Here is a 14,771-nt window from a genome sequence, read left to right on the forward strand (position 1 = left end):
GATTTCAAATATACTATTTTTAATAAAAAAACGTTGTGTATTTTATGTTAGTATATCAACATTTTGAAATACTAATGCAATTTCACACCAAAAACACAATGTAGTTAAAGCCTAATTTGAATTCATAAAATTAAAACCAAAAAACAATTTATTATGAAAACAAAACTTTTCCTTATTGGAACATTAGTAGCTTTATCTTTTTTTGTTAGTTGTAATTCTGACGAAAAAACAAATGACGGATCATCTGCAGCAATTTCTAAAGATGAAATCATTACAAACTCTAAAATTGACGCCTCAATAGATGATGTAACGAATATTGCTGAAGATCAATTTAGCGCACAACAAAACGTTACCGCAAAACCAAGCGGGATGGTAAAAAATTTCCTTCCGAGTTGTGCTACGATTACAACAGTTTTAACTAATAATACCTGGACAAGAACTGTCGATTTTGGTGTTGAAGGTTGTGAATTAGGAAATGGCAACACTGTAAAAGGAAAAATGGTGATTTCTTTTTCTAATGATTTCGAATCCTCCACACAGACTATTAGTTATACTTTTGATGGATTTTATCACAATGGCAAAAAACTTCAGGGTAGTAAAAGTATTGTGCGAACTGTAAAAACAACCGATTTACTGGCAACGGCGCATCCTGTTTTTACTGCTGCAATCGATATGACAATTACTTTTGATGATGGAGGTGTTTACACCAGAAAAGGTTCTTTGGTAAAAGAAATGGTTGAAGGTTTTGATACCTGGTTTGACTGGGATGACAATGCCTATCTGGTAACAGGAAGCGGAACCACAACTTTCCCTAATGGAGATACTTTTTCAGCTGAAATTACTACCCCCTTACAATTTAAAGCATCATGCAAAAAATCAATTCCTGTAAAAGGAGTTTTATCTGTAACCAAAAACGGAGCTACCGCAGTTGTTGATTATGGTGACGGAACTTGTGATACACTTGCAACAATCACAAAAGATGGAGTAACAGAAGAAGTCGATTTGAAAAAATAAGAATCCCTTTTTGCCTGAAAAAGCATTAAAAACAAGAATTTTTCTCGTTTTTAATGCTTTTTGTTTATTTAGAAACAGAAGATGTTGTCTAACTTTCTTTATTTGCCAATTGTCCGCAAGCGGCATCAATATCTTTTCCGCGGCTTCGTCTTACTTTAACCACTACTCCAATATTTTCTAAGGCTTTTATATATGCCATAATTGATTCTTCTGAGGCTTGTTGGAACTCACCATCATCAATTGGATTATATTCGATTAAATTGACTTTACATGGTACATATTTGCAGAATTTCACCAATGCATCAACCGAAGCTTTATCATCGTTGATTCCTTTCCAGACTACATACTCATAAGAAATTTTGCATTTGGTTTTTCTGTACCAGTATTCCAAAGCTTCTCTTAAATCTTTTAAAGGGAAATTTTTACTAAAAGGCATAATCTTCGCACGCGTTTCATCAATCGCAGAATGCAGCGAAACGGCTAATTTGAATTTTACATCGTCATCAGCCATTTTTTTAATCATTTTAGGAATTCCGGAAGTCGAAACCATAATACGTTTCGGCGACATTCCTAACCCTTCAGACGATGTAACCATATCGATTGCTTTAATGACATTGTTATAATTCATTAAAGGCTCTCCCATTCCCATAAAAACAATATTTGAAAGTGGATGATTATAATACAAACGGCTTTCTTTATCAATTGCTAAAATCTGATCGTAGATTTCTCCCGGCTCCAGATTTCGCATGCGCTTTAATCTTGCAGTAGCACAGAAATTGCAATCCAGACTGCAACCCACCTGACTTGAAACACAAGCAGTTGTTCTGGTTTCTGTTGGAATCAAAACAGATTCAACCACTAAACCATCATGAAGACGAACGGCATTTTTTACTGTACCGTCACTACTTCTCTGCATAGTATCAACCTTAATATGATTGATTACAAAATTTTCTTCAAGCATGGATCGCGTTGCTTTTGCAACGTTTGTCATATCCTCAAAACTATGTGCTCCTTTGCTCCATAACCATTCATAGACCTGATTTCCGCGGAATGCTTTATCATTATTGGATACAAAAAAATCTCTTAATTGATCTTTTGATAAGGCTCGTATGTCTTTTTTCTCAATTTGCATGGTGCAAAGTTAAGTATTTGTTCATTTCTAAAAGAACAAAGAAAGCTCCAATCTTTAAAAATATAAAAATTAACATTTTAAAAAAAATAACTGCACATTATTTACCCTGTTTTTGCATTATTTCTTGGGATTTAAAACGATGTAGTTATAAATAGCATTTTAATAAAGTTTTAACAATGACTTTTGTCATACAAATACTACATTAAGTGTAATACATTTGAATCAAAGCTAGTAAATGCGCATGCTACTGCTTCATAAATACTTGATATGAATATTTTAAAACCAGTTCAAAATGAAAACAATAAAATTATTACTGTCGTTAATTACTTTTTTAGGAATTACATCATTTGCCTCAGCTCAAAAATCATACACTTTAGACAATAAATCAACATTTTCAGTTTCGGGCACTTCCACACTACATGATTGGGAAATGAAATCCGGCTCAGGCACAGGCACTGCCAATTTTACAATTGCAAATGCCAAGCTTACCGAGATTGAATCTCTATCTATAAATCTGTTAGCAGAAAGTATTAAAAGTGAGAAAAAAAGCATGGATAAAGTCGCTTATGAAACTTTGAAAACAGATAAAAACAAAAACATAAAGTATGTTTTAAAATCTGCCGAAAAAGTTAACGAAACAACTTGGGAACTAACAGGAACCTATACGATTGCCGGAGTTAGTAAAATTTATAAAACTACTGTAAAAACAGCCATTACAAAAGACGGATTGACGATGCAGGGATCCAACAAAATAACATTTGCTGATTTCGGAATGAAATCGCCAACTGCTCTGCTAGGAACCATCAAAACAGGTCAGGATTTGACCTTGAAATTTAATTTAAATTTTAATCTATAACAGCCATGAAAAAAATTCTTATTCTATTTATCGCTCTAGCGACAACATTTACTGTTAAAGCACAAGTTAGTTTTGGACATATTCAGAACCAAATTCCGAGAAACCAAAATGGTATTAATCAATTTGACGTAAAAAAAGACACTGTTGCATTTAAAGGACTTAGTGTTGATTTAGGAGCTGCTTTTGCGCTTCAGTTTCAAGCCTTAAATTCTTTTAATGATCAAAAAGATTTAGCAACTGCACCAAATTACAGATTAAATAATTTAGAGAATAATTTCAATCTGCCTAATGCAAACTTAACTATTGGCGCACAATTGTATGATGGTGTACGTGTAAACTTAGATGTATATCTGGCTTCACGTCATCATAATGAAACCTGGGTAAAAGGAGGTTATTTGCAAATTGATAAACTAGACTTCATCAAGAAAGATTTCCTTGCCGATTTTATGCAATATACAACCATTAAAATTGGTCAGATGGAGAATAACTATGGTGATGCTCATTTTAGAAGATCTGATAATGGAAATGCCTTTATGAATCCGTTCGTTGGAAATAATATTATGGATGCTTTTATTACAGAAATGGGAGCAGAAGTTTATTACAACAGATCTGGGTTTGTAAGTATGATTGGAGTAACAAACTCTAAACTGAATCAAAATGTTCAGGAAATTGTTCCTGCTGCTTCTACTGTAGCAAAACCAGATTCTAATACTACAATAAGTCCTTCAATCCTTGCAAAATTAGGTTGGGATAAACAAATTAATGAGGATCTGAGAATTAGATTAACAGGTTCTTACTATCATACTGCAAATTCCAGTGGAAATTTATATTCTTCCGACAGAGCAGGAAGCCGTTTTTATGGTGTAATGAGCCATTCTGAGTATAATATTATAAATCCTACTACTGGCGCTACGGTAAGCACTGTACCAAATAACTTTGATCCAACTGCAAATAAAGACACTGGAAGATTTAATCCTAATTATGGAAACTGGGCAACATCGTATATGGTAAACCCTTTTATTAAGTATAAAGGCCTTGAATTTTTTGGAACGTTAGAATTTACGTCTGGCGGAGATTACAAAGGAACCGATGATACTCGTAAGGTAAATCAATACGTAGGAGATTTAGTTTATCGTTTTGGTGAAAAAGAAAGATTTTATGTAGGTGGGAAATATAATTTAGTAGATGGAAAACTTTCTAACGCAAGCGCACAAGCAATTCAAATAAACAGATTTGAAGCAGCAGCAGGCTGGTTTATGACTAAAAATGTTCTGGCAAAATTAGAGTATGTAGATCAAAACTATAAAAACTTCTCGCAATTTAATGGAGCAACTCCAAACGATCTTTTTGGTGGCAGCTTTAAAGGACTGATGTTCGAAGCAGTAATTTTATTTTGATAAAATGTTTAAAAGATTTATTTTTTTAATTATGGGTTTAGCAGTTTTCTTTTTCTTAGGAAGTGCTAAACCCTCTTCTTTAGCAGATGATACAACTTTGGTAATAAATAAAATAAAAATAGAAATTACCGGAATATCAACTGTGGGCAAATATAATTGCTCCAATACTTTTTCTATAAAAGATACGATTTATATAAATTCAACTAAAAAAGATATTTTTAATACCGTGATCAAAATGTCAAATTTTGATTGTGGCAACAAAATAATGACCCGGGATTTACAAGGTACTGTTAAGGTACAAAAATTTCCAAATAGTACTGTTTCCATTACTGACATAAAACCAAGTGGAAAAAATTACAGATGCAAACTTAATTTTTACGTAACGGATAAAACATTAAAATACAATGACTTTATTCTATACAATGCTGATAACAAAATTCAGGGAACACTTAATCTGAAATTTTCTGACCTTGAATTAGAACCGCCAGTAAAAATGGCTGGTCTTATAAAAGTTAAGGATGATATTGTAATAAACTTTATTCTTTACAAAAACTAGAAAACACAAATAATCAGCAACTTCACAAAAGTAAATTTTACACAAAGACTTATACTAAGAGCAAATAAATATTTGACATCCTTAGTATAAGTCTTTAATAAAATCTTAACCATGATTTTTATCAGTTCTTTTACTATTCGTTCGCAATAAATTTGGTCTAAGAAAAAGATAGAAGTTATAATCAAAACCAAACTGACTTATAGACTATCAAGGTTTAACTAAATACCACATAAAGATGAAAACGATCAAATCAATTTTATTAGCCGTAGTAATTACATTATCAATTCAGGTAAATGCACAAAAAAGATATTCCTTAACAAAAGCCACTTTTGAAGTTGCAGGAACTTCTAATATACACGATTGGACAATGAAATCTTCAGATGGTACAGGAGGTGCTATGCTAACTTTTACAGATTCAAAACTAGCTGATATAAAAAACCTAACGGTGACATTGGCTGCAGAAAGTATAAAAAGCAGCAAAACCAGTATGGATGATGTAGCATATGAAGCTTTGGATACCAAATCACACAAAAACATTAAATACGTTTTAAAATCTGCCGATAAAGTAAACGAAACAACTTGGGTTTTTATCGGAACATACACCATTGCTGGCGTTAGCAAAGACTACAAAACTCAAGTAAGAATTACAACAAACGATAACAGTACTTTTGTATTACAAGGCTCTAACCGAATGACTTTTGCCGATTTTGAAATGACACCTCCATCTGCAGCACTTGGAGTGGTTAAAGCTGGTAAAGAACTAACGGTACTTTTTAATATCACTCTAACCGATTCAGTAAAAAATGAAAATGTTTTTGTTATCAGATAAACACTTAATAACAACTAAATAAACAAGTAGAACATTGTCTCTTTTATTTTTTTTCTAAAGAAAGAAATTTCAGTTTTAAAAAATAAAATTTGGCACGAGAATTGTCTTGCTCTAAAAAGGAAAGTAATCTTACAAAGCGCGCCAAAGTTTTAAAATTTGTACTTTTATGATTCCACGTTATAACCTTTAAAAATTTTAACCTAAAAAGACAATTTATCATGAAAAAACAAATTTTAAGCTTAGCTGTTGTTGCTGTATTAGCATTTGCTGTACAATCTTGCGAGAAAAAAGAACCTAAACCTGCAGAAGATGAATTAACTCTTGGAAACAAAGTTGATTCATTAACCACAGATATTGAAGAAGTAAAAGACACAGCCGTAGCTAAAACAGAAAATGCAGCTCAGGATGTTAAAGATGCAACTAAAAAAGCAGCAGACGATGTTGAAGCGGCCGCTAAAAAAACAGCAGCCGACGTAAAAGATGCTACTAAAAAAGGCGCAGAGAAAGTTGAAAATGCAGCAAAAGCAGCAAAAGACGGAACTGAAAAGACAGCAAAAGATGTAAATGATGCTTTGAAAAAGTAATTTCATTTCAATTCAATAGTAAACCATTCGTTTTGTCGAATGGTTTTTTTTTGCAAAAAAGCGAGTGGATATTTTTTGTATTTTTGCAATCAAATTTAGAAGACACTACAATGCATTTTATTTCACAAGAATTAGAAGATTATATCGAACAGCATTCTGAAAACGAACCAGCGTTATTAGCAAAACTTAATAAAGAAACATACCAGAAAATTCTTTTACCAAGAATGTTAAGCGGGCATTTTCAAGGTCGAGTTCTGAGTATGCTTTCTAAATTGATTCGTCCGGTAAACATACTTGAAATAGGAACTTACACCGGTTATGCAGCTTTATGTTTATGCGAAGGAATGCAGGACAATGGGCAATTGCATACGATTGACATTAAAGAAGAACTAATTGATTTTCAGCGAAAATATTTTGATGCTTCACCTTGGGGAAATCAAATTTTTCAGCATTTAGGAGAAGCTGTGGATATTATTCCAAATCTGGATGTAAAATTTGACTTGGTTTTTATTGATGCTGATAAAGAAAACTATATCAATTACTGGGAAATGATTGTTCCTAAAATGAATAAAGGAGGAATCATTTTATCTGACAATGTTTTGTGGAGCGGAAAAATCCTTGATCCGGTTCACCCCAACGATGTAAGCACAAAAGTACTTTTAGAATATAATTTACTTTTAAAGAATGATCCGCGTGTTGAGACTGTTTTGTTACCAATTCGTGACGGATTAACTGTTTCGAGAATATTATAGATCAATTGCCTCCAGCTTTAGTTGGAGGTTTTATAAAGTCACAAAAAAAGGCTTTAGCCAAACTTTACAGTTCGGCTAAAGCCTTTTTCTTATCAAATCTTGATTCCTTCAGCTAAAGCTGAAGGCAACTCAAAATATATTTAATTCAGCTAAAAACCTTAGCTCCTTAGTATCTCAGAACCTTAGCGACTAAAAAAAATCTACCCCGGAAAATACTGTGGCTTCAATTTTCTGTATACCAAATAAATCAAAGATCCAAAAAGAGCTCCAAAGAAATATCCTGTAAGTATATCAACCGGATAGTGTAATCCTAAATAAATACGGCTATAAGCAAAGATTAAAGGCCATAAAAAGATAAAACCTAAATATTTGAACTGGCGTTTTAAAACCAAATACAAAAAGGTTGCAACAGCCATTGTATTAGCAGCATGACCAGAGAAAAAACTGTATGATTTTCTAACCTGAACAACACGAATAAACGAATTAATTTCCGGATTATTACAAGGACGCAAACGCTCGAAAGTGTGTTTGAACAAATTACAGGTTTGATCTGTAAAAGCAATTAAAACAGCTATAAAAAGTAGCAAATACAAGGTTTGTTTTCCTCCTATTTTTTTATAAATAAGAAAAAACATTAATAAAAAAAGAGGTGTCCAATACAACTGATTGGTAATAATCAGCCAAAGTTTATCGTATGTTTCAGAGCCTAGACCATTCAGATACACAAAAAGGTTGGTATCCAGTTCTTGTATTTTTTCAAGCATATTACATTTGACGTTTTATAGGTCCCGAAAGCGAATCAATATCTTCTTTTACTTTGTCAATTTCTGTTGCAGTATCACCTAGCAAGTTACCAGAATCTCCTAAAATATTTGATTTTGCATCGTTGATTTGAGCATTAATATTTCCTGTTATATCCGTAAGGGATTTTGCATCAAGGCCATTAGCCTCTGCTCCTTTCTGAATTTCACTTTTAATATCGTTAGTTGCATTTTTTAATTGTGCCATTGCTTTCCCCATTGTACGGGCAATTTCCGGAACTTTATCTGAACCAAAAAGCATTAGTACTATAAACAGTATGAAAACTAATTCTCCTCCTCCTATACCGAACATATCTTTTATTTTTATGTGCCACAAAGATATTAAATTTTGCAGCTTAGAGTTTTAAAATTTACTTAAAAAAAAAAGACTCTTTTCAGAGTCTTTTTTACTTTATATCTAGTCAAATTTTGACTTTTGCTCTACTTTTGGCCATGAATTATTAGTCACATCAATATCAGCAGTCAATAACTTTGGATCAATTTGGATACTTTTTATTGCTTTTGTAGTTGCATAAACTTTCTTGGCAGTATCATTATTTTTTCTCCAGATTTGTGCCGGATACTGATAATTATCTTTTGAACCATCTTCATAAGTGATTTCAACTAAAATTGGCATAATCATTCCTCCCGGTTTGCTAAACTCAACTTCGTAGAAATACTTAGGCGATTTTAAACTTGCTTTCTCTTCACTTGTAAAAGTTTTCTCTACGTACTCTGCTAAAGTTTTTACGTCTTCAACTTTTAACGGTTTTTTGCTAGCATCACTAACTTCTGCATTGTCTCCTGCAACCAAATAAACAAAAGGTCCTTTATCAAAACCGAAACGTCCTTTTCTAACTTTTACATCTTTAATGTCTGTTGTTGGAGTCTCAGAAACGTAATATTGTTTAACTTCTTTAATTCCGATATCTACAAAATCTGTTGAATAGAACCATCCTCTGAAAAACCAATCCAAATCAACGGCAGAAGCATCTTCCATTGTTCTAAAGAAATCTTCCGGAGTCGGGTGTTTAAATTTCCATCTGTTGGCATAGGTTCTAAAAGCGTAATCAAATAACTCTCTTCCCATCACTACTTCTCTCAAGATATTAAGTCCCGTAGCCGGTTTTCCGTAAGCGTTATTTCCAAATTGATGAATGGTCTCAGAATTTGACATAATTGGTTCCAAAAATTTCTGATCACCACTCATGTAAGGAACAATATTTTTAGCAGGACCTCTTCTTGAAGGGAAATTAGGATCTAATTCCTGTTCTGCCATATATTGAAGAAATGAGTTTAATCCTTCATCCATCCAGGTCCATTGACGCTCATCAGAGTTTACAATCATTGGAAAGAAAGTATGTCCCACTTCGTGAATAATAACACCAATCATTCCGTTTTTAACCTCTTTGCTCGTTACACCATTTTCATCCGGACGCCCGTAGTTCCAGCAGATCATAGGATATTCCATTCCCTGATCTTCTGCAGAAACTGAAACAGCTTTTGGATAGGGGTAATCAAAAGTATGTGCTGAATAACTTTTCAGCGTATGTGCTACAGTTATTGTAGATGTTTCTCCCCAAAGCGGATTTGATTCTTTAGGATAAACTGATTCTGCCATTACAATTTTACCACCTAATTTAACAGCCATGGCATCGTAAATGAATTTTCTGGAAGAAGCAATTCCGAAATCACGTACATTTTTTGCACTGAATTTCCATGTTTTTTTCTTTTCAGAAAAACCCTTTTCTGCAGCTTCAGCCTCAGCCTGAGTCACAATTACAACTGGTTTATCAAATGATTTTTGCGCCTGTTCGTAACGTTTTACCTGTTCTGCTGTAAAAACTTCACTTCTGTTCATTAACTCTCCAGTTGCATCAATTACATGATCAGCAGGAACAGTAATATTTACGTCAAAGTTTCCGAAAGGAAGAGCAAACTCTCCGCTTCCCCAAAACTGCATATTTTGCCAGCCTTCAACATCATTATAAACTGCCATTCTAGGATAAAACTGTGCAATTACATATAGTTTATTCCCATCTTTTTCGAACAATTCATAACCTGAACGACCGCCTTCTTTTCTATAATTATTGATATTATACCACCATTTTATCGCCATAGAAATCTTCTCTCCCGGTTTTAACGGAGTTACCAGATTAATACGCATCATGGTTTCGTTGATTGTATAAGACATTGAATTTCCTTTGGCATCTTTTACCTGCTCAATATTAAATCCGCGCTCTAAATCTTTTTTCAAATATTTGCCCGAAAAACCATCAAGTGGTAAAACCTGATTGATTTTTTCGCTTTCCGCTAAAGTGCTTTGTGTATTGGCTCTTGCCTGATTTTGATCCAGCTGAATCCATAAGTATTCTAAACTGTCAGGAGAATTATTTGAATAGGTAATAACTTCTGAACCTGTTATCTTTGAGTTTTTATCATCTAATTCAATATCGATTTTATAATCTGCCTGTTGCTGATAATATGCCGGACCGGGCGCACCAGATGCCGTACGAAACATATTTGGAGTAGCCAACAAATCGTACATCTGGCTAAATTTGTTCGTATCGTATTTTCCTTGCTGTTTTGGAGCAACAGGGGCAGTTGTTTTTTCCTGAGCTAACAACATAGCGGGAAAAAGTAATAATAATGAAATCTTTTTCATAAAAATTTGATGGTAATTTAAACAGGCGGTGAAAATAACAATTAAAATATCAATTTTATATTTTCACTAGTATTTTAACAGTTCTTTGCGCGAGGATTCTGTAAAAAGTACACTTTTCTTTGAGTTGAATGCTGAAACATGCGTAATATTTTGCTGTTCAGCATTCCAATCTACTAAAATTGTATTTGAAATTTCAAGCGTCTTAAATTTATCCACTTCTTTTATTCTGGAATAACAAACCAAAACATCATTTGACTCTACTTCTTTAGATAAAAAAGTAATCGCTTTAGACTGACCATTTATTTTTATAGTGAAATTTTCAGCAAGATATTTTTTTAATAACTCAACATCTTCCGGAGTTTCTTTATCTGTACCAACAAATGCTTTTTTATGGTATTTTTTCTCCAATCCGTTATTCAGATCATCAATAAAAATACGAGAAGTGATTTGAATCATCTTTTTTTCAGCCGCATAATTCACCTGAAATACACCCACATAAAACTTGTGAAATGCAAATGCAGAAAGTGATAAAAATAATATCCCGATTAAAGGATAAAGCAACCTATTTCTCATTTTTGATGAACATTCAATTTTTGAAATTCTTTATTCTTGTTAATTAAAAAATCTATCAATTCAAATTTCTGATCAGGATCGACATGTCTTTTAGATTCAGGATCATTAGAGCAATACATTAAAAACAACTCAACCTCATCCTCTTGCAAACCTAGTGTTTTAGTAAAAAAATCAGGTTTAAAATTATCTTTGGCATAAGTAACAAAGGCAATATCAGATATCTCCTCTTCTTTTACGTTATCTTTTTTCTTCAGCAATTTTTTAACGTCCTTAAATATTCGAACGAAGTCTGTTCCGTATTTAATGGTCTGATCAGAGTACATTGCCGTATTTTTTGCTGTAGATTGCTTATCATCTTCAAATTGCATATCTACTATTGCCTGCGAACCAACGCCAAGTGATTTTACTTTTAAATCTTTATGAACCACAACTTCTTTTAATTGATTGTTTATCAAATCTAATGGAACCACTAAAAGAATTTCTGCACAATCTTTCTCTGAAAGTACAATTTTTTTAGACTGAAATGCCATTCCGCTAAAAAGCAAAGTATCTTTTGGCTGAGCCAAAATATCAAACAAACCTCCTGCACCAATAAACGTTCTGGTCTTGGCATTAATATTCATAACATAACCACTTTCTATAGAAAGTGAAGTATTAACCACTTGTCCGTGAAGTGATTTCCTCGTAGCATTTTGTCCTAAAGCAATTTGACAAAACAAACAAACAACGAATATTCCTAACTTATTTTTCATTTTCTAGAATTATTAAATATTTTCTGGCTAAATCTGTGATTAAAAACATACTCATTGTTTTGTTTTTCGTATTCAAAGATACAGCAAATTCAGTATCATCGACACAGAATAATTGAAATCCTTTAATATCATCTACAGGAATTTTCAATCTGCCAGTATAATAATTCTCTTCAAAGAGATATTCTATTTTTCTAAAAAGCATTTCCTTCTTCTCTACATTTACTTCTTTTTTAAGCATTGCAGTGCGCCCCGAAATCTTATTAATTAATTTATCTACAGACGTTGAAGTTGCTGTATAAACTTTTCTTTCTGCCGGCGTATAAGTCTTCATTCCCCGTGGCACTATTCCAAGGTTTTCGGTTGTGATATTTGCATTTTCATTAACTACAACTTCTTTCAGTTCAATTTCTTTGGCCGTCATTTTTACCAAAAGCTTACCAGACATCATATCATCCGCTGTAATTCTAAGTTTTAACGGCTCTAAATTTACAGATGAAAAAACCAAAACATCACCTTCTTTAACCACAATTGAAAACATTCCGTTTTCATCTGAAATTGTTGTAAACTGAGTTGTATTATTGACAATAGTAACACCATCGACAGAAGTTGACTTTTCGAAAATCTGGCCTAAAATTTCTTTTGAAGCTGTATTTTGCGCCCTACCAACCTGAACCAAAAACAATAAGAGAACTATATTTAAAACTTTACTTAATTTCACCTGCTATTATTTCTTTGTATTTAGTTGCTAATTCAGCCAGCAAAAATTCCGTCGAAGTTTTATTTTTCGAATTTAGAATTATCGTAAACTTATCATTTTCAACAGCATAATATTCAAACCCTTTTACATATTCACTAGGAATTTTCAAGACATTCACAAAATGTTCTAAAGTAAACATTCGCTCTAAAAGCTTCATAAAAGCCTCTTTTTTCTCCACCTCAACTTCTTTTTTCAGCATTGCAGTTCTACCCGAGAAAAAATTCAGCAAAGGATCTGCCGAAATTGATCCTCCCGCCATTGTTCCTGCATTAGCCTGCGGATTTAAAGCCGTGGCAGTGCGCAGCTTTCGTTCAGCCTCGGTATATGTCTTTTGTCCACTCGGAATAATTCCTAAAGAAACTGCATTTATACCGCTGTAATTCTTAACCACAACTTCCTGCAATTGATGCATAACCATGCTTAATTTTACAGTAAAATTAATATCCGTAAAATTCTCAGGACTTAATAAAACTCTATTTTCTTTAAATTGTATTGAAGAAAAAACCAGCGTATCTCCCGCGCCCGCTAAAATTGAAAAACCTCCAAAAGAATCAGTGACGGTCATTTTTTCGGTTTGCGCATTGATCACATATACACCTTCCAAATCTGAAGTATTGGCGGCGATTTTTCCAGTAAATGTGGTACGTTCCTGAACTTGAGCACAAATACTTTGTCCCCAAACAACCAGAAAAAAACAAGCGACTTTATGAATCAAAATGATGAAAATTTAGAATTATTCTTAAAGCCGTAAAAATATCTTAATGTATTCCAAATATAGTATTAAGGACTTGGTAAAAATATGTTAATTAAACTTTGATAATCATTCTCAAAATGAGAGTTTTTAATATCTTTAACGGATTGAATCTGATTTAAAAAATATGAAAAGCATTATTATTGCCAGCACTTCTACACTTCACGAAGGCAGCTATTTAGAGTATTTATTACCTACGTTACAATCTCATTTTAAAAACTGCAAAAATCTTTTATTTATACCTTACGCACGTCCTAGCGGAATTTCTCACGACGATTACACCCAAAAAGTTGCTGAGGCTTTTGCTACAATTAACATTTCTGTAAAAGGAATTCACGAATTTGAAGATACAGAAAGCGCCATAAAAAATGCTGAAGGTATATTTACCGGCGGAGGCAATACTTTTTTGCTGGTTACTCAATTATACAAAAACAAAATTATGCAACTTCTTGCAGAAACTGTAAAAAACGGAACCCCATACTTAGGAACCAGCGCAGGAAGTAATATTTGTGGCCTATCCATGCAAACTACCAATGATATGCCAATTATTTATCCTCCAAGTTTTCAGACTTTAGGATTAATTCCGTTTAACCTAAATCCACATTATTTAGATCCGGATTTACAATCTAAACATATGGGTGAAACACGTGAAACAAGAATTAAAGAGTTTCATGCATTTAACTCAATTCCTGTTTTAGGTTTAAGAGAAGGAAGCTGGCTGGAAGTGAAAGGAGAAAAAATTACCCTGAAAGGAAATTTATCTGCTCGTTTATTTAAACAAAACGAAACCCCGATCGAACTAGAAACCGAAAGCGATTTAAGCAATTTGAAATAATTTATCATCCCATATAAGTAATATAAGTTCATTTAAAATATTAAAGTCAAAAAAACTTATACTGTCTTATATCACTTATATGGTTTAAATAATAATAAAAACAAAAAAGCCTCAAACAATGTTTGAGGCTTTTGAAGAGCGAAAGACGAGGCTCGAACTCGCGACAACCAGCTTGGAAGGCTGGAGCTCTACCAACTGAGCTACTTTCGCATTAACAGGGTGCAAATATAAATAATTTAATCTTTTAAAAAAAATAAAATCAAAAATTATTTACTTTTGATAAAAAAACCGAAACGTTTAAATCTTGGTTTCTTAGAGCGAAAGACGAGGCTCGAACTCGCGACAACCAGCTTGGAAGGCTGGAGCTCTACCAACTGAGCTACTTTCGCATTGGTGGTGCAAATATAGAAAGAAAGTTAAGTTCAAAACAAGCTTTTTGGCAAAAAAAATCAATTAAAATCAACATTTTTTTATAACTTATTTAAAATTAAAAAGTTATAAAATCAAATATTTTTCAA

16 protein-coding genes and 2 tRNA genes are annotated in these 14,771 nt (G+C 32.9%); 8 read left to right on the top strand and 10 right to left on the bottom strand.

The features are described 5' to 3' along the window. Nucleotides 1-153: 153 nt before the first annotated feature. Entirely contained in the window at nt 154-1,014 is an 861-nt protein-coding gene (locus KHA98_RS01030) for a hypothetical protein (RefSeq protein WP_213254477.1), read from the top strand. Between the two features lie 88 nt (nt 1,015-1,102). On the opposite strand, the gene rlmN is transcribed toward KHA98_RS01030, so the two are convergent. After that, the gene (gene rlmN / locus KHA98_RS01035) at nt 1,103-2,146 is read right to left on the bottom strand and encodes a 23S rRNA (adenine(2503)-C(2))-methyltransferase RlmN (protein WP_213254478.1); all 1,044 of its coding nucleotides are present in this window, start codon (nt 2,144-2,146) and stop codon (nt 1,103-1,105) included. Nucleotides 2,147-2,438: 292 nt separating this feature from the next. Between rlmN and KHA98_RS01040 the strand changes: the two genes are divergently transcribed. The 6 genes from KHA98_RS01040 (at nt 2,439) to KHA98_RS01065 (ending at nt 7,120) form a co-directional block, all read left to right on the top strand. Next, nucleotides 2,439-3,002, top strand: coding sequence for a YceI family protein (locus KHA98_RS01040; protein ID WP_213254479.1), 564 nt, complete (start codon nt 2,439-2,441; stop codon nt 3,000-3,002). Between the two features lie 5 nt (nt 3,003-3,007). Further along, nucleotides 3,008-4,399: a hypothetical protein gene (locus KHA98_RS01045; protein ID WP_213254480.1), complete on the top strand. Its 1,392-nt coding sequence runs from the start codon at nt 3,008-3,010 to the stop codon at nt 4,397-4,399. A 31-nt stretch (nt 4,400-4,430) separates the two neighbouring features. After that, nucleotides 4,431-4,955 (top strand): hypothetical protein, encoded by a 525-nt coding sequence (locus KHA98_RS01050; RefSeq protein WP_246522094.1) that lies wholly within the window; start codon nt 4,431-4,433, stop codon nt 4,953-4,955. A 235-nt stretch (nt 4,956-5,190) separates the two neighbouring features. Further along, nucleotides 5,191-5,784, top strand: a complete 594-nt coding sequence (locus tag KHA98_RS01055; protein ID WP_213254482.1) for a YceI family protein — start codon at nt 5,191-5,193, stop codon at nt 5,782-5,784. Nucleotides 5,785-6,002: 218 nt separating this feature from the next. Next, entirely contained in the window at nt 6,003-6,368 is a 366-nt protein-coding gene (locus KHA98_RS01060) for a hypothetical protein (protein ID WP_213254483.1), read from the top strand. Between the two features lie 110 nt (nt 6,369-6,478). Next, nucleotides 6,479-7,120: an O-methyltransferase gene (locus tag KHA98_RS01065; protein ID WP_213254484.1), complete on the top strand. Its 642-nt coding sequence runs from the start codon at nt 6,479-6,481 to the stop codon at nt 7,118-7,120. Between the two features lie 200 nt (nt 7,121-7,320). On the opposite strand, the gene KHA98_RS01070 is transcribed toward KHA98_RS01065, so the two are convergent. From KHA98_RS01070 to KHA98_RS01100, 7 genes are all read right to left on the bottom strand, one after another. Then, on the bottom strand, nt 7,321-7,884 hold the full coding sequence (locus KHA98_RS01070; RefSeq protein WP_213254485.1) for a phosphatase PAP2 family protein: 564 nt from the start codon (nt 7,882-7,884) through the stop codon (nt 7,321-7,323). 1 nt (nt 7,885) lies between these two features. Beyond that, nucleotides 7,886-8,233 carry a Sec-independent protein translocase subunit TatA/TatB gene (locus tag KHA98_RS01075; RefSeq protein WP_213254486.1) on the bottom strand — a complete coding sequence of 116 codons (348 nt, stop codon included), beginning with the start codon at nt 8,231-8,233 and terminating at the stop codon, nt 7,886-7,888. A gap of 105 nt (nt 8,234-8,338) precedes the next feature. Next, nucleotides 8,339-10,585, bottom strand: a complete 2,247-nt coding sequence (locus KHA98_RS01080; RefSeq protein ID WP_213254487.1) for a M1 family metallopeptidase — start codon at nt 10,583-10,585, stop codon at nt 8,339-8,341. A 66-nt stretch (nt 10,586-10,651) separates the two neighbouring features. Further along, complete coding sequence (locus KHA98_RS01085; RefSeq protein ID WP_213254488.1) at nt 10,652-11,158, bottom strand: DUF6702 family protein; 507 nt, start codon at nt 11,156-11,158, stop codon at nt 10,652-10,654. Continuing rightward, nucleotides 11,155-11,910, bottom strand: a complete 756-nt coding sequence (locus KHA98_RS01090; RefSeq protein WP_213254489.1) for a hypothetical protein — start codon at nt 11,908-11,910, stop codon at nt 11,155-11,157. Before KHA98_RS01090 ends, KHA98_RS01085 begins: the two co-directional genes overlap by 4 nt. Further along, a complete protein-coding gene (locus KHA98_RS01095; RefSeq protein WP_213254490.1) occupies nt 11,900-12,628 on the bottom strand; it encodes a carboxypeptidase-like regulatory domain-containing protein in 729 nt (242 codons plus the stop codon). The genes KHA98_RS01090 and KHA98_RS01095 overlap by 11 nt, the downstream gene beginning before the upstream one ends. Further along, nucleotides 12,615-13,382, bottom strand: coding sequence for a carboxypeptidase-like regulatory domain-containing protein (locus tag KHA98_RS01100; protein ID WP_246522096.1), 768 nt, complete (start codon nt 13,380-13,382; stop codon nt 12,615-12,617). The genes KHA98_RS01095 and KHA98_RS01100 overlap by 14 nt, the downstream gene beginning before the upstream one ends. 163 nt (nt 13,383-13,545) lie before the next feature. Between KHA98_RS01100 and pepE the strand changes: the two genes are divergently transcribed. Continuing rightward, the gene (gene pepE / locus KHA98_RS01105) at nt 13,546-14,253 is read left to right on the top strand and encodes a dipeptidase PepE (protein ID WP_213254491.1); all 708 of its coding nucleotides are present in this window, start codon (nt 13,546-13,548) and stop codon (nt 14,251-14,253) included. A gap of 137 nt (nt 14,254-14,390) precedes the next feature. Here pepE and KHA98_RS01110 read toward each other — a convergent pair. Both KHA98_RS01110 and KHA98_RS01115 read right to left on the bottom strand, forming a co-directional pair. Next, nucleotides 14,391-14,463, bottom strand: a tRNA-Gly gene (locus KHA98_RS01110). Between the two features lie 106 nt (nt 14,464-14,569). After that, a tRNA-Gly gene (locus KHA98_RS01115) sits at nt 14,570-14,642 on the bottom strand. Nucleotides 14,643-14,771 lie beyond the last annotated feature (129 nt).

Source organism: Flavobacterium branchiicola, from assembly GCF_018383905.1.
Lineage (GTDB): Bacteria > Bacteroidota > Bacteroidia > Flavobacteriales > Flavobacteriaceae > Flavobacterium > Flavobacterium branchiicola.

Coding starts and splice junctions, on each gene's coding strand:
- KHA98_RS01070 (WP_213254485.1), bottom strand. CDS start 7,884: ATGCTTGAAAAAATACAAGAACTGGATACCAACCTTTTTGTGTATCTG.
- KHA98_RS01080 (WP_213254487.1), bottom strand. CDS start 10,585: ATGAAAAAGATTTCATTATTATTACTTTTTCCCGCTATGTTGTTAGCT.
- pepE (WP_213254491.1), top strand. CDS start 13,546: ATGAAAAGCATTATTATTGCCAGCACTTCTACACTTCACGAAGGCAGC.
- KHA98_RS01040 (WP_213254479.1), top strand. CDS start 2,439: ATGAAAACAATAAAATTATTACTGTCGTTAATTACTTTTTTAGGAATT.
- KHA98_RS01085 (WP_213254488.1), bottom strand. CDS start 11,158: ATGAGAAATAGGTTGCTTTATCCTTTAATCGGGATATTATTTTTATCA.
- KHA98_RS01075 (WP_213254486.1), bottom strand. CDS start 8,233: ATGTTCGGTATAGGAGGAGGAGAATTAGTTTTCATACTGTTTATAGTA.
- KHA98_RS01055 (WP_213254482.1), top strand. CDS start 5,191: ATGAAAACGATCAAATCAATTTTATTAGCCGTAGTAATTACATTATCA.
- KHA98_RS01090 (WP_213254489.1), bottom strand. CDS start 11,910: ATGAAAAATAAGTTAGGAATATTCGTTGTTTGTTTGTTTTGTCAAATT.
- KHA98_RS01045 (WP_213254480.1), top strand. CDS start 3,008: ATGAAAAAAATTCTTATTCTATTTATCGCTCTAGCGACAACATTTACT.
- KHA98_RS01050 (WP_246522094.1), top strand. CDS start 4,431: ATGGGTTTAGCAGTTTTCTTTTTCTTAGGAAGTGCTAAACCCTCTTCT.
- rlmN (WP_213254478.1), bottom strand. CDS start 2,146: ATGCAAATTGAGAAAAAAGACATACGAGCCTTATCAAAAGATCAATTA.
- KHA98_RS01060 (WP_213254483.1), top strand. CDS start 6,003: ATGAAAAAACAAATTTTAAGCTTAGCTGTTGTTGCTGTATTAGCATTT.
- KHA98_RS01065 (WP_213254484.1), top strand. CDS start 6,479: ATGCATTTTATTTCACAAGAATTAGAAGATTATATCGAACAGCATTCT.
- KHA98_RS01030 (WP_213254477.1), top strand. CDS start 154: ATGAAAACAAAACTTTTCCTTATTGGAACATTAGTAGCTTTATCTTTT.